Genomic DNA, 13131 nt, shown 5'->3' with positions numbered 1-13131 from the left:
CCTTCTTCAATAAATTAAGCATTCTTACATTAAATCCTTTTTGTAAAATAAAAAAACAGTTAGAAATTTGTCAAAAATAAAATGGCCGCTAGAATATGTCCTAGCGGCTATCGTTATCTACGGAAGTTCCATTCGTCACTTTCGTATTTTTCCTTTGCAATTTTATGAACTTCATTTAACTCTTCAGCTGTTAACTCATATGGAGTAAGCTCGATGGACAATCCCTTCTCGAAGCCTTTTCTAAAGGCTTCCTTTGCTTCATCAATGCTGACAGGATTCTCTCGTAATGCATTGGTAGCAACTGCTTTATTTTTAAAATTTCGCTGCATTCTCTCTTTCACACGGTCATTGGGATATTTAAATAGGTTAAATAATAAATCCTCATCAATATCTAGTAGAATGGATCCGTGCTGTAAGATAACACCCTTTTGCCTGGTTTGTGCACTTCCTGCGACCTTTCTTCCTTCTACAACTAATTCATACCAAGAAGGCGCATCAAAGCACACTGCAGATCTCGGATTTTTTAGGCTTTCACGTTCCTCTTCCGTTTTCGGCACCGCAAAGTATGCATCTAAGCCTAACAACTTAAATCCTTCTAATATACCTTCAGAAATGACTCGATACGCTTCTGTTACAGTTTTTGGCATATCAGGATACTCTTCAGATACAATCACGCTATATGTAAGTTCTTGATCATGTAAGACCCCTCTACCACCGGTTGGTCTGCGAACAAATCCAAGATTATGTTTCTTAACGATATCTAGATCTATTTCCTTTTCTACTTTTTGAAAATATCCAATTGAGAGAGTAGCAGGATCCCAACCATAAAAGCGAATAGTTGGAGGAATAAGCCCTTTACTATGCCAGTCTAACAATGCCTCATCTAAAGCCATATTAAAAGCAGGAGAACAATTTCCTGAATCGATAAAACGCCAAATCTCATTTTTCATCCTATTGCCTCTTTCCTTTTTCTTATGCAGATTTAAGTCTAACAAATAATTTAGTTCTGTCAAAAAATAAACCTGAAATAATTTCTTTGAATCTTTCGTTCTCCCCTACTATAATAGAGTATAGTAGAGAAATAAGGGAGGCATTTATCTTGTTACAAGCCATTTTAATATTACTAGGAGCAATAATAGCGTACTCAGTTTTCAATTATTTATATCAACGTAAAATTGTAAAAACTCTAACAGAAGAAGAGTTTATTCAAGGATATCGTAAAGCACAATTAATAGATGTTCGTGAACCAAATGAATTTAATGGTGGACATATTTTAGGAGCAAGAAACATTCCATTATCACAATTTAGAACACGTCATAAAGAAATTCGTCCAGATAAACCGGTATATTTATATTGCCAAAACGGAATTCGTAGTGGCCGTGCAGCTGCCATGTTGAAAAGAAAAGGTGTTACAGAGTTATATCAACTAAAAGGTGGATATAAGCTTTGGGGTGGAAAAATTAAGACTGGTAAGTAACCTTTAAGCAGGCGATGGTTCAATAAACCTTTGCCTGTTTTTTTTATAGATATAGAACTAGTAGCCATCTGTTTATCTAACGACTTTTATCTGTCCTAACAATAAATAGCCCTCACCATTTAACGGTGAGGGTTATTTCTACCTATTCCTTTACATAACGTAGGATTGGCTTTCTCGCTGCTGTTGTTTCGTCTAAGCGGCTCACCACTGTATGGTGCGGTGCTTCTTGGACGATTTCAGGATTTTCTTCAGCTTCCTTCGCAATTTGAATCATTTTATCAATAAACTCATCTAAAGTTTCTTTAGATTCTGTTTCTGTTGGTTCAATCATGATCGCTTCTTCCACGTTTAATGGGAAATAGATAGTTGGTGGATGATATCCAAAGTCAAGCAAACGTTTTGCGATATCAAGTGTACGAACACCTAACTTCTTTTGACGCTTACCAGAAAGAACAAATTCATGCTTACAATGCTGCTTATATGGAAGATCATAGAATGGCTCTAAGCGTCTCATCATATAGTTTGCATTTAATACTGCGTACTCTGTTACAGCCTTAAGTCCATCTGGACCCATTGAGCGGATGTATGTGTATGCACGCACGTTAATTCCAAAGTTACCGTAGTATGGCTTCACACGGCCAATAGATTGCGGACGATTGTAATCAAAACTGAAGCCTTCTTCTGTTTTAATTAATACTGGTTTAGGAAGGTAAGGAATTAAGTCACTCTTAACTCCAACCGGTCCAGAACCCGGTCCACCACCACCATGTGGCCCAGTAAATGTTTTATGCAAGTTTAAGTGAACAACGTCAAATCCCATATCTCCTGGTCTCGCTTTACTTAATACTGCGTTTAAGTTTGCACCATCATAGTAAAGTTTTCCACCAGCGTCATGGATAATTTGTGCCATTTCTAGAATTTGCTCTTCAAACAATCCAAGTGTATTCGGGTTAGTTAACATGAGAGCTGCTACGTCTTGATCTACAACACGACGTAAATCTTCTAGATCGACTAAGCCCTTTTCGTCAGATTTCACTGTAATTGTCTCGAGTCCTGCAACAGTTGCTGAAGCTGGATTCGTACCGTGTGCAGAATCTGGAACAATTACTTTTGTACGGTTGAAATCACCGTTCGCTTCATGATACGCACGGATCATCATTAATCCAGTCCATTCTCCGTGTGCACCTGCAGCAGGTTGAAGAGTTACTTCATCCATACCTGTGATTTCTTTTAGGTGCTCTTGCAGGTCATACATAAGCTCCATTGCACCTTGTGCTGTTTCTTCCTCTTGCAGTGGATGAACATATGAGAATCCAGCAAATCTTGCTACATTTTCATTAATTTTTGGATTGTACTTCATTGTACATGATCCTAATGGATAGAAACCAGAATCAACACCATGGTTTCTTCTAGAAAGAGCTGTGTAGTGACGCATAATATCTAATTCAGATACTTCTGGCAGCTCTGCTTCCTCTGTACGAATGTAATCTGATGGAATTAATTCCTCTATAGAAATTGTATCCACATCTAATTCAGGGAGACTATATCCAACTCGCCCGGGCTTACTAACTTCAAATATAAGTGCTTGTTTTTCGTTATGCATGACAATCCCCCAATTCCTTAACAAATCGGTCAATTTCGTCCTTTGAACGAAGCTCTGTTACCGCAACTAACATATGGTTAGAAAGAGCTTCACTATCTCTTCCTAAGTCATATCCACCGATAAAACCTTTTCCAGCTAATTGTAAGTTCGCTTGCTTTACTGGCATCGAAAGCTTTACGACAAATTCATTGAAGAAAGGACCGTCATAAACAATTTCAAAACCAGCTTGTTCAAACGCACGCTTAGCATAGTGTGCCTTTTGAATATTTTGAGAAGCCATTTCTTTAATGCCTTTTTTACCTAGAGCTGTCATTGCTACAGATGCAGCAAGTGCATTTAATGCTTGGTTTGAACAGATGTTCGAAGTTGCTTTATCACGACGAATATGTTGCTCACGCGCCTGAAGTGTTAAAACAAATCCTCTACGACCTTGCTCATCAGTTGTTTGACCAACTAGACGTCCTGGTACTTTTCTCATTAATTTTGTTGTAACGGCAAAATAACCACAGTGTGGTCCACCAAATTGTGCTGGAATCCCAAACGGTTGTGCATCTCCTACGACGATATCAGCACCTAGCTTTCCTGGTGGTGTTAAAACTCCTAAAGCTAGAGGATTACTCGACACAATGAACATACCTTTGTTTTGATGTGCAATTTGTTCGATTTCCTTTAACGGTTCAATTTGACCAAAAAAGTTTGGATATTGAACAACTACAGAAGCTACTTCATCGTCCATATAAGATTTTAATGCTTCAACATCTGTTACACCATTTACAACTGGAATCTCAATTACTTCTAAGCGTTGACCAGTTGCATAAGTTTTCAATACTGCACGAGATTCAGGATGTACAGCACCTGAAACTAAAATCTTCTTATTCCTTGTTTGACCTGCACTTAATGCGGCTGCTTCAGCTAATGCTGTTCCTCCGTCATACATAGAAGAGTTGGCAACATCCATTCCAGTTAATTCACAAATCATCGTTTGGAATTCAAAGATCGCTTGAAGCTCCCCTTGAGAAATTTCTGGCTGATAAGGAGTATAAGCTGTATAAAATTCTGAACGCGAGATGACATGGTCCACAATTACTGGAACATAGTGATCATATACACCTGCTCCAATAAATGAAGGGTATTCTTTACTATTTTTATTTTTGCTAGCTAACCCTGCTAATTCTTGCATTAAAGCTGTTTCTGATTTAGCCGGTTTAATGTTGTATTCCCCTTGAAAGCGAACACTTTCAGGGATATCTTTAAATAATTCATCAACAGATTCAACACCAATTGCTTGCAGCATTTCTTGCTTATCTTGTTCTGTCATTGGTAAATAGCGATGCTTCATGTCTTGTGACCTCCCCTTACTTTTTAGGACGTTTATAAAATGGTGTAGCAACTACTTTTGCTTTTAATCGTTTTGCACGAATTTGAACTTCTACTTCTTGGCCAAGCTCAGTGTATTGACTGTTTAGCAAGGCTAGACCAATGTTCTTCTTTAAGGTTGGAGATTGTGTGCCGGTTGTGACAAAACCAATTTGTTCGTCACCTACATATACATCATAACCGTGACGAGGAATTCCTTTGTCAACCATTTCAAGTCCTACCAACTTTCTTGGAAGTCCTTCTTCCTTTTGTTTAGCAAGAGCATCTTTTCCAATAAAATCAGCTTCTTTTTGTAGCTTTACTGCAAAGCCGATCCCAGCTTCAAGTGGTGAAATATCCTTTGATAGTTCTTGACCGTATAAGGCTAAATTCGCTTCAAAACGTAATGTATCACGAGCTCCAAGTCCACAAGGTAAAATATCTTCTTCTTGGCCACTTTCTAGTATGCGCTTCCAAAGGAATGCTGCGTCTTCTTTTTTGCAATAAATTTCAAAGCCATCTTCGCCTGTGTATCCCGTACGAGAAACAAGTGATGGAACTCCGTCTATATCAACATTGTCTTTAAAATTAAAGAAGCCAATTTCATTTAAGTCTTGTGAAGTTAGTTTTTGCAATACTTTTTCAGCTAATGGTCCTTGGATCGCTACTTGTGCAATATTCTCTGAAACATTTTCAAGTACCACATCACCAAATACGTGCGATACTAACCAATCATAATCTTTTTCAATATTAGAGGCATTTACTACTAATAAGTAATCGTTGTCTGCCTTTTTATATACAAGAAGGTCATCTACAACTCCACCATTTTCATAGCACATTGCTGTGTATTGCGCTTTGCCGGGGGCAAGCTTAGAAACATCATTGGTCATCATCTTTTGAAGATAGTCAAGGCTTCCAGGTCCCTTTACTTCGATTTCTCCCATATGAGAGACATCAAAAAGTCCGGCTCTTTCTCGAACTGCTTCATGCTCTTCTTTGATACTTGAAAATTGTACAGGTAAATCCCATCCACCAAAATCGATTGTTTTGGCGCCATACTCCTTGTAACTCTCAAATAAAGGTGTGCGCTTAAGCTGAGTCATTTTTCTCCTCCTGTTATGTATAATAGGATGTTTTTGGTATAGCCGCATAAACCTCTGCTACTGAAAAAAGGACAGAGAAATCCATATAAACATACGGATTATCTCTGTCCTGGCACCTGAAAGTTTTGCTATATAAGCATTTCCCCGTTGGTGGCTTCACGGTAAACAATGAAACTCTCTCCAGAGTAGCGTCAAATAAGAGTCTTTTTGCCTGAGAGATTCACGTATAAACGCTTGCTCCTTCGGCGCTACTTACGAAAGATGTCTAGTAGTCTCTCCTCTTATTCTCATTCGCTATATATAATTTTGTTTTATTTTGGCTATACTACAAAAATAAAATCATTAACTTACTTTTCAAAACTATATTAATCCTACCATTAATATGCAGAATTCGGCAATACACTTCCAACAGGAAAAATAAAAATAATGTTTAAAATTCTTTAAGAATAATAACTTCTTTACATAACTTGAATGTTGTATACAGAAAGGAATGTGTTTTGATGCATGGGGTAGACATCATATTTGATGAATCATGGGAAGAGGAATTTAATAAAAGGTTCGAAGACGATGGTCCTTGGGCACATTGGGATCTTTATAAACTAGCAAATGAAGTCGAACGTCATCTTGCCATCCCGGAATTTGAAGGTCTTCAAGCTCCGAAGCATTTACCTCACTTAAAACCGTTACCACACCAATTAGAGGTAGCAAAAAATGTTGTGGAAAAAATGAACGGAAAAGCAATTCTTGCTGATGAGGTAGGACTCGGAAAGACGATTGAGGCTGGTCTTATATTAAAAGAATATATGATTCGTGGCTTAGTAAAGAAGGTATTAATCCTAGTTCCTGCTTCTCTAGTTTCCCAATGGGTAATGGAACTAAATCAGAAATTTTTCATCCCGGCTATCGGACAGAAGAAAAGCTATGTATGGGAGCAATGTGATGTAGTAGTATCTTCCATTGATACTGCAAAACGACAGCCTCATCGTGATATCATTTTTGAACAGGATTATGACTTAATCATTATCGATGAGGCACATAAACTTAAAAATAATAAAACGAAAAACTATGAATTTGTCCAAATGCTTAAAAAGAAGTTTTGTTTATTACTTACTGCTACACCTGTTCAAAATCGTGTAGAGGAAATTTTCAACCTCGTTTCATTGTTAAAACCAGGTCACTTAGGAAACCAAACAAACTTTGAGGAATCATTTAATGCAAAGGAACGTTCATTAAACAATGATGAACATTTGCGAGAATTAATTAATAAAGTAATGATTCGGAATCGCCGTGGTGATACGGGAATTGAATGGCCAAAGCGAATTGTTAAAACAGTCCCAATTGATTTTTCAAACGAAGAACGTGATTTATATGATGCGATTCTGCATTATAAAAAGTCTGCTGGTAATCTCGGAAGTCAATTCTCTCTGATTACTTTACAACGTGAAGCATGTAGTAGTAGAGAAGCGGTTTTTTACACATTAAAAAATATGCTTAGTCGTAATGAAGATAGCCAGCACGTACAAATGATTACAAATGGACTAATGGAAAAGATTAATGCGATTTCCTCCAACGCAAAGGCAGAAAAGGTTGTGGAGCTCGTAAAGGAAATCGATAGTAAAGTAATTGTGTTTACTGAATATCGAGCAACACAACTTTATTTGCAGTGGTTTCTACAACAACATGGAATTTCATCCGTTCCATTTCGCGGAGGATTTAAACGTGGGAAAAAGGATTGGATGAAGGAATTATTTAAAAACAAGGCACAAGTATTAATTGCTACAGAAGCTGGTGGTGAAGGAATAAACCTACAATTTTGTCAACATATCATTAATTACGATTTACCATGGAATCCGATGCGTCTGGAACAGCGGATTGGTCGTATTCACCGGCTAGGACAAGAATCAGACGTTCATATTTATAACTTTGCGATTAAAGATACAGTTGAAGAGCATATATTGAAGCTGTTATATGAAAAAATTAATCTGTTTGAACGTGTAATTGGTGAACTAGATGAAATTTTAACACGATTAGATATTGGTAATATCGAAGACCATATTCAAGATATTTTAAACCATTCGAGAACAGATGGAGAAATAAAAGTGAAGATGGAAAACTTAGCATCATTTATTGATTTTGCTGGTCAAGATGTAATGGAGGATGAGGATTATGCAGCAACCTGAAATACACCGATTTCTTGAGAGATATTTTATCGCTAATGAATGTGAAATTTTAGAAAATGCTGCTGGGTACTTATCTGTTCAATTAACTGTCGATCTTGATAAAGAACTCATGAACCGCCCTTTTTATTGGCATTATCTTGAGAAGACCGGTGGCCAACCAAATCCAATGAAGCTAACACTCATTACAGATCAAAATAAAGTTACGAATGACTTAAAGGGAGAAGTTATTCACTTTGGTTCTCCTAGACTTCATCAGATTTTTCAATCAACAAACAAGTTGGCTAGTTATATCAGGCTCTATGAACATGTAAAGCCAAGTATGATCCGAAATGGTAACCTACCTCTACATCCTTGGCTAGGCATGAACCTGAAAATTACGTATCAATGTGATCAAACACGAGATGTGATCTTATCGATTGGACTCAACTTAATAAATGGAATGATCATTGATCATTTTCAAGAAAGGTTAGAATCTTTATCTCTAACACCGAAAATTCCAGATATGTGCTTCACTCTCTCCCCTATTATCAAACCGAAAAGTGGAATTGCTCGTATTAAGCAAACGATACAAGGAATTATTGATAATGATGACCATGAGTGGGCGGATGCTGCTAGAGAAAGATGGAATAAGGACTTAACGTTACTTGATCATTTTTATGCAGATATGGATGAGAAACCAGAATCTTATGAAACGGAGAAACAAGCATTGCAAGATCAATATGAACCGAAAGTAAAGGTTTCGATTATTAATGGAGGATTGTTTTACTTAACGCAGCAATCTATCCAAGCTCAATAAAAAAAGGAAAGCTCTATTTTCTATTTTTGAGCTTTCCCTTTTTATTTTTTTCTTTTTTCATCATCAACATGAACCCTAACGGCAGAACACCAAACCATCTAGATAAGACAGGTGGCTCGGTTAATTTACGATCCTGCTTCAATTGTTTTCGTTCTTGTTTCGGTTGATCTAAGTACGTCACAAACTGCTGTGTAACATACTTAACTAAATCATTGAATGTCATAGTATCCACCTGCTAAGAATTTGTTTACTACAACAGTATGGTCAGTTCGTTGTTTTTTTAATCTTTTCAGCTATTTCCAATACCACTTCAAAGACAGTTTTGACAGATGTATCTACCATCAAATGATGGTCCATATATTGTTCTCTTCTTGTTTCATAAAGTTTCTCTGTATGCTCCTTTGTAACAATTAGTGGCCGAGTATCATCATTTCTTAACCTTTCCCAAAGAATAGGAAAATCACAATGAAGGTAAATAACATTTCCATTTTCCTTCATCCACTTTCGGTTTTCTTCAAGTTTGACAATTCCGCCACCTGTTGTAACAATTACATCTTCTGTTGGAAGAGACCTAAGAACATTAGTTTCTAGAGTTCTGAAATAGTTTTCCCCCCTTGTTTCGAAAATAGAACGGACTGTAGTGTTCATCTGCTTTTCGATTTCTTCATCACTATCAATGGCAGGAATGTTAAAATGCTTCGATAATTCCTTACCAATCGTCGTTTTACCCGCTCCCATAAAACCTGTTAGAAAGATTGCCTTCATATTTGTCACCTTATGTCTTTTTTATTCATCGTACCAATTAACGGTTGGATTATCTACCTTCAATCCATTTAGTAATTTTATTATTAACAGGATCATAATGGACTAAAACACTCGATTTTCTATTATTCTTTGTCTCTACCTTAATTTGCACTTGTATAATGGATGGATTATCATAATTCATTGACAAAAGTGCACTTCCTTCTTTAAATTGATAAACTTTCGATTTTAGAGAAGGATCTGCTACTACATCTTTTAAATCTTTTGTTACCTTTTGTAAAATAAGATCCATCTTATAAATCTCTGAGCTTTCGTTGTAAAACTTTGATTCTGTAACATATAAGCTAAGCTGATGTGCAAGGATGAAGAGAAGAAGAGTACTAACCATCAATACTAGCGGAAGTACATAACCTCGTTGATTATATAGCGTTGTTTGTCCATGTGTAGATTTTACGCTCATACATCTTCCCCTCTAAATCTTCTACTTCAATTTCGATTCCACCGGTAGTGTAATAAAACTGAATAGATTGTATTTGTTGAAGTATTATTTCATGCCCTTGGTTATTTACCCGCCTTCTTACTAACTTACCGTATTGCTCATACAATATTACATCACTATTAATTAATTTTAGTCGATTATTCTCTATTTCAATTGCTTCTGCTTCTCTTATATCCATTGTTATTTGAGAAATTGCAACTTCCCATTCGAACGGATGTAAACTAGTTGGCTTTTCGATCCACTTTGTTAATTGAATAAAAAGTTGTGGAAACAGAAAAGTGATAGTTAATAGAATGAAGAATACGATAAGCATTTCTAATATAGTATAGCCGTTTTGGTTTATCTTACGGTGCCACAGACGACTCTCTCTCTTACTAATAAATTGGTCCATTTCACACACCCTCTATATAGTGGATTAAGGGGGGGTTCCTCATCTACCTCCAACTCAAAGTAAAACGGTATTTCATTGAACAAGGTGATATCACTCTTGTCTTCATTCGTTAACGAAACACGAAATAACTTTTCGTTTAACCACTGATTTGCAAATTGCTGCATTTCAAGGTTTTTCCTCTCTATTGTGAGTAAGTAAATTTGAGGTAATAGGGCTGTAATAACAAAGAAGAAAATAATACTTGCAATGAGTGTTTCTAGTAAACTAAAGCCTTTATTGCTTTTCCACACGAAACCTCCCCCTTCCTAACTGAAAGATGAGTTTATATGTGTCATTATAATCGTAAACATAAACCGTACCTGCCCCTGAAATATTGCCATTTGGTTGGAATTTAATAGGATTTGCCATCGTTAACGGTCTAATACGGATGCTCGGATGAACAGGTCGTTTATTAATGAGTTTTCGTAGGCCGCTTTCTCGAATGTCATAGAAAGCTTGCTCCGTATAAAAAGTAAGTTCTACACTTTGTGAGTGACTAATTGCATGTTGTTGCGCTAACCAAATATCTTCTTGTAGCACTTCAAAAAACTGGTTTACGATTTTGTTCTCGTAAGTTGTTCTAACATAAACAAACGAAAGAGATGAAACGATTAACACAATTGTCATAACTACAAGCATTTCTAAAAATGTAAATCCATTCTCTTTACGGAACAAGGACAACCTCTCCACTTGCACTCACCTCTAACAGATCTCCATTAGGACATGTTTTACTCTTAATATACTTTTCTGTTAAAAGGTCATCCATCGATGGATTTGACGATGTCCCATTATCCATTTTGTATGCTTCTACTTGAGCCTGTACAAGATTTATGTAGGCATTACATCCTTTATTTCTTATCATTCCTTGATTTTTCGTGATATTTGGTATGGTAATAATCATTAAAATTGAAACCACTAGTAAAACAATCATCATTTCTATCATCGTAAAACCTTTTTCATTCATTTCATTCACTCCTTATAATCCATTTATCATTTGGAAAGTTGGTTGCATGATTGCAAGGTAAATCCCCATAATCATGAGCCCAATCATAATAAATATGGTTGGTTGTATAACCGATAATCGTTTATTTAAGGTCTCCTCTAACTTTTCGGTTGATAGCTTACTATAAAAATAAAGTTCCCTAGCCAGATCGCCATTTGCTGATCCAAGTAGGATTGCTTGTGTTAACTCCTTTTCGAAGTACATCCTTGTTTCAACAATAGAAGAAAGAGATTCCCCACTTTTAAGCTCTTTTTTCATTTCCTTTGCCTCTACTTGAAATAGAGGAAAATGGGATTGCTTTTCAAAATGGGAAATTGCTTCATAAATCGATAAACCACCACGTAAGAGCTGGCTAAGCTGAATCGCAAAAAATTGAGAGTAAAACTTTTGAATGTAATAACCATAGAGTGGAAGCTTACTCATCCACTCCATTCTTTTGACAAGAGGTATGTTTCGATATAGATGAATAAGATAAAAGAGAATTACCACTAAAAATAAAAAGAGGAAAAGGATGAAGCGAGGTAGCCACTTAGCACTTAATAACATCAGGCTTAACAAAATATTTCCTTCTGTATTCATCGATTCAAAAAGCATCGCAAACTCAGGCAATAACCAAAAATTTAACACTGAAAAAATGATTAACGTAATGGCAAGTAAAAATAGTGGATATTGAAGAATTTTTACTAGTCTTTTCTTATATTGAACCTTTTGCTCTACCAAAGAACTTCCTTCTCTAAGCGCAAAGCTTAGATTTCCATGTTGCTCCGCAAAGTAAAGGTAGCCTAACACATCTCGATGAAACGATAGATTCATTAATGCTTGATGAAAGGATCCCCCTTCTTTCATCACCTTTATTTGCTGTTCTAACAGTACTTTTTGTTTATCAGATAGGTTCATTTTAAGAAAGGTCAATGCTTCTAAAATCGGATAGCCTCGATCCAATAAGGTACTTAACCATTTCAAAATTCGCGCCTGTTCTTCTAAGCTCCATTGTGATTTTATATTCAGATATTCCACCCCTCTAAGCTTTTCATTGGTAAGTAGCCTAATGCAATCCCCTTTTTAATTAAATCTGGCATCGTTGGATACGAATACGTCTCTTCTCTCCCCTTTGCCTCATTGACAACATGATGCAGGGCTTGACCATATAAAAGCTCGTATACACTTACTCTCCTGTTTCCCCTCAGTTTTCTACAAATGACAGTACACTCATCCCCACAAAATGGACATCTCATATCAAGTAATCTCTGTGCCGCTACCGCGACTAGTGTTTGTTCTATTTCCTGCATGGAGATATTAAATTCTATGTAATCGTTCACGAAGCATAAGACAGAAACTTTCGAAAACGCTGATATAAGTACGTCAATATTCATTCGCCATAAGACAATAATTTACTTTACTTGAGACAAAAAGAGTGGATATTCTTATTTGACGAGATGCGAGGTAGTCATTCCTATCTCAACGTTCATGATACATGAGATAGGAATGATAAAATTCATAGATGATAAGACAAAAGAACCAGCCATTGTCTTTTTTTATACATGAAGTACGAGAGGCAATTGTTTATTTCATCATATTTAGTTGCAATCCTAAAACCGTTATCATTTTATTATGTACGTTTCTTTGTGATAGTTATATCAAAGCTTGATGATTATAAGTAAAACGTTGTAAATCTTATTATTTTTTTATTAATTTTAGTTCTTTTGTGCTTTTTGATATAACCAGTTTTACAACCAGTAACGCGGGGTATATGCCTACCCTTTAATTGATTTTACTTTTCAAGTTTGCTAGTTCAAGAAGGATAAAGAAACTTTAGATAAATTGGATCCATACCGAACCAGGAAGTTAAGTTTCTCATTTCCGATGATAGTCGAGTTATCCCTCTGCAAAAGTAGGACATTTTTAAAAACATTGTATCTTCT

16 protein-coding genes and 1 riboswitch are annotated in these 13131 nt (G+C 36.2%); of the genes, 3 read left to right on the top strand and 13 right to left on the bottom strand.

Going from position 1 to position 13131, the window contains the following annotated elements; translation table 11 throughout:
- Positions 1-113: 113 nt before the first annotated feature.
- The gene (locus JR050_RS06445) at positions 114-950 is read right to left on the bottom strand and encodes a lipoate--protein ligase family protein (RefSeq protein ID WP_204202691.1); all 837 of its coding nucleotides are present in this window, start codon (positions 948-950) and stop codon (positions 114-116) included.
- A gap of 149 nt (positions 951-1099) precedes the next feature.
- Between JR050_RS06445 and JR050_RS06440 the strand changes: the two genes are divergently transcribed.
- Positions 1100-1477: a rhodanese-like domain-containing protein gene (locus tag JR050_RS06440; RefSeq protein ID WP_239454164.1), complete on the top strand. Its 378-nt coding sequence runs from the start codon at positions 1100-1102 to the stop codon at positions 1475-1477.
- A gap of 142 nt (positions 1478-1619) precedes the next feature.
- On the opposite strand, the gene gcvPB is transcribed toward JR050_RS06440, so the two are convergent.
- From gcvPB to gcvT, 3 genes are read right to left on the bottom strand one after another with little or no spacing between them, the layout of a single operon-like run.
- The gene (gcvPB, locus tag JR050_RS06435) at positions 1620-3080 is read right to left on the bottom strand and encodes an aminomethyl-transferring glycine dehydrogenase subunit GcvPB (protein WP_204202690.1); all 1461 of its coding nucleotides are present in this window, start codon (positions 3078-3080) and stop codon (positions 1620-1622) included.
- On the bottom strand, positions 3073-4419 hold the full coding sequence (gcvPA, locus tag JR050_RS06430; protein WP_204202689.1) for an aminomethyl-transferring glycine dehydrogenase subunit GcvPA: 1347 nt from the start codon (positions 4417-4419) through the stop codon (positions 3073-3075). Before gcvPA ends, gcvPB begins: the two co-directional genes overlap by 8 nt.
- A 16-nt stretch (positions 4420-4435) precedes the next feature.
- Positions 4436-5539, bottom strand: coding sequence for a glycine cleavage system aminomethyltransferase GcvT (gcvT, locus tag JR050_RS06425; RefSeq protein WP_204202688.1), 1104 nt, complete (start codon positions 5537-5539; stop codon positions 4436-4438).
- 189 nt (positions 5540-5728) lie between these two features.
- A riboswitch (glycine riboswitch) is annotated at positions 5729-5830 on the bottom strand.
- A 209-nt stretch (positions 5831-6039) separates the two neighbouring features.
- Here gcvT and JR050_RS06420 point away from each other — a divergent pair.
- Positions 6040-7719 carry a DEAD/DEAH box helicase gene (locus JR050_RS06420; protein ID WP_204202687.1) on the top strand — a complete coding sequence of 560 codons (1680 nt, stop codon included), beginning with the start codon at positions 6040-6042 and terminating at the stop codon, positions 7717-7719.
- Positions 7706-8515, top strand: coding sequence for a YqhG family protein (locus JR050_RS06415; protein ID WP_204202686.1), 810 nt, complete (start codon positions 7706-7708; stop codon positions 8513-8515). Before JR050_RS06420 ends, JR050_RS06415 begins: the two co-directional genes overlap by 14 nt.
- Before the next feature lie 13 nt (positions 8516-8528).
- Here the strand turns inward: JR050_RS06415 and JR050_RS06410 are convergent, their stop codons facing one another.
- The 9 genes from JR050_RS06410 to JR050_RS06370 are packed head-to-tail and all read right to left on the bottom strand — an operon-like array spanning position 8529 to position 12498.
- Positions 8529-8738: a YqzE family protein gene (locus tag JR050_RS06410; protein ID WP_204202685.1), complete on the bottom strand. Its 210-nt coding sequence runs from the start codon at positions 8736-8738 to the stop codon at positions 8529-8531.
- Between the two features lie 41 nt (positions 8739-8779).
- A complete protein-coding gene (locus JR050_RS06405) occupies positions 8780-9280 on the bottom strand; it encodes a shikimate kinase (RefSeq protein ID WP_204202684.1) in 501 nt (166 codons plus the stop codon).
- Between the two features lie 49 nt (positions 9281-9329).
- Positions 9330-9737, bottom strand: a complete 408-nt coding sequence (comGG, locus tag JR050_RS06400) for a competence type IV pilus minor pilin ComGG (protein ID WP_204202683.1) — start codon at positions 9735-9737, stop codon at positions 9330-9332.
- Positions 9697-10167 (bottom strand): competence type IV pilus minor pilin ComGF, encoded by a 471-nt coding sequence (comGF, locus tag JR050_RS06395; protein ID WP_204202682.1) that lies wholly within the window; start codon positions 10165-10167, stop codon positions 9697-9699. The genes comGG and comGF overlap by 41 nt, the downstream gene beginning before the upstream one ends.
- The gene (locus JR050_RS06390; RefSeq protein WP_204202681.1) at positions 10116-10457 is read right to left on the bottom strand and encodes a prepilin-type N-terminal cleavage/methylation domain-containing protein; all 342 of its coding nucleotides are present in this window, start codon (positions 10455-10457) and stop codon (positions 10116-10118) included. The genes comGF and JR050_RS06390 overlap by 52 nt, the downstream gene beginning before the upstream one ends.
- Positions 10441-10881, bottom strand: a complete 441-nt coding sequence (comGD, locus tag JR050_RS06385) for a competence type IV pilus minor pilin ComGD (protein WP_204202680.1) — start codon at positions 10879-10881, stop codon at positions 10441-10443. The genes JR050_RS06390 and comGD overlap by 17 nt, the downstream gene beginning before the upstream one ends.
- On the bottom strand, positions 10871-11170 hold the full coding sequence (gene comGC / locus JR050_RS06380) for a competence type IV pilus major pilin ComGC (protein WP_204202679.1): 300 nt from the start codon (positions 11168-11170) through the stop codon (positions 10871-10873). Before comGC ends, comGD begins: the two co-directional genes overlap by 11 nt.
- A gap of 12 nt (positions 11171-11182) precedes the next feature.
- Complete coding sequence (comGB, locus tag JR050_RS06375; protein WP_346726714.1) at positions 11183-12226, bottom strand: competence type IV pilus assembly protein ComGB; 1044 nt, start codon at positions 12224-12226, stop codon at positions 11183-11185.
- Positions 12214-12498, bottom strand: a complete 285-nt coding sequence (locus tag JR050_RS06370; protein ID WP_204202677.1) for a hypothetical protein — start codon at positions 12496-12498, stop codon at positions 12214-12216. Before JR050_RS06370 ends, comGB begins: the two co-directional genes overlap by 13 nt.
- Between the last annotated feature and the right edge of the window lie 633 nt (positions 12499-13131).

It is taken from the genome of Bacillus suaedaesalsae (assembly GCF_016890225.1).
GTDB classification, from domain to species: domain Bacteria; phylum Bacillota; class Bacilli; order Bacillales; family SA4; genus Bacillus_BS; species Bacillus_BS suaedaesalsae.
The sequence above is the reverse complement of the archived record's forward strand: the minus strand, read 5'-3'. Positions and strand labels throughout refer to the sequence as shown.

Coding starts and splice junctions, on each gene's coding strand:
- JR050_RS06445 (WP_204202691.1), bottom strand. CDS start 950: ATGAAAAATGAGATTTGGCGTTTTATCGATTCAGGAAATTGTTCTCCT.
- gcvPB (WP_204202690.1), bottom strand. CDS start 3,080: ATGCATAACGAAAAACAAGCACTTATATTTGAAGTTAGTAAGCCCGGG.
- gcvPA (WP_204202689.1), bottom strand. CDS start 4,419: ATGAAGCATCGCTATTTACCAATGACAGAACAAGATAAGCAAGAAATG.
- gcvT (WP_204202688.1), bottom strand. CDS start 5,539: ATGACTCAGCTTAAGCGCACACCTTTATTTGAGAGTTACAAGGAGTAT.
- JR050_RS06420 (WP_204202687.1), top strand. CDS start 6,040: ATGCATGGGGTAGACATCATATTTGATGAATCATGGGAAGAGGAATTT.
- JR050_RS06415 (WP_204202686.1), top strand. CDS start 7,706: ATGCAGCAACCTGAAATACACCGATTTCTTGAGAGATATTTTATCGCT.
- JR050_RS06410 (WP_204202685.1), bottom strand. CDS start 8,738: ATGACATTCAATGATTTAGTTAAGTATGTTACACAGCAGTTTGTGACG.
- JR050_RS06405 (WP_204202684.1), bottom strand. CDS start 9,280: ATGAAGGCAATCTTTCTAACAGGTTTTATGGGAGCGGGTAAAACGACG.
- comGG (WP_204202683.1), bottom strand. CDS start 9,737: ATGAGCGTAAAATCTACACATGGACAAACAACGCTATATAATCAACGA.
- comGF (WP_204202682.1), bottom strand. CDS start 10,167: ATGGACCAATTTATTAGTAAGAGAGAGAGTCGTCTGTGGCACCGTAAG.
- comGC (WP_204202679.1), bottom strand. CDS start 11,170: ATGAATGAAAAAGGTTTTACGATGATAGAAATGATGATTGTTTTACTA.
- JR050_RS06370 (WP_204202677.1), bottom strand. CDS start 12,498: ATGCAGGAAATAGAACAAACACTAGTCGCGGTAGCGGCACAGAGATTA.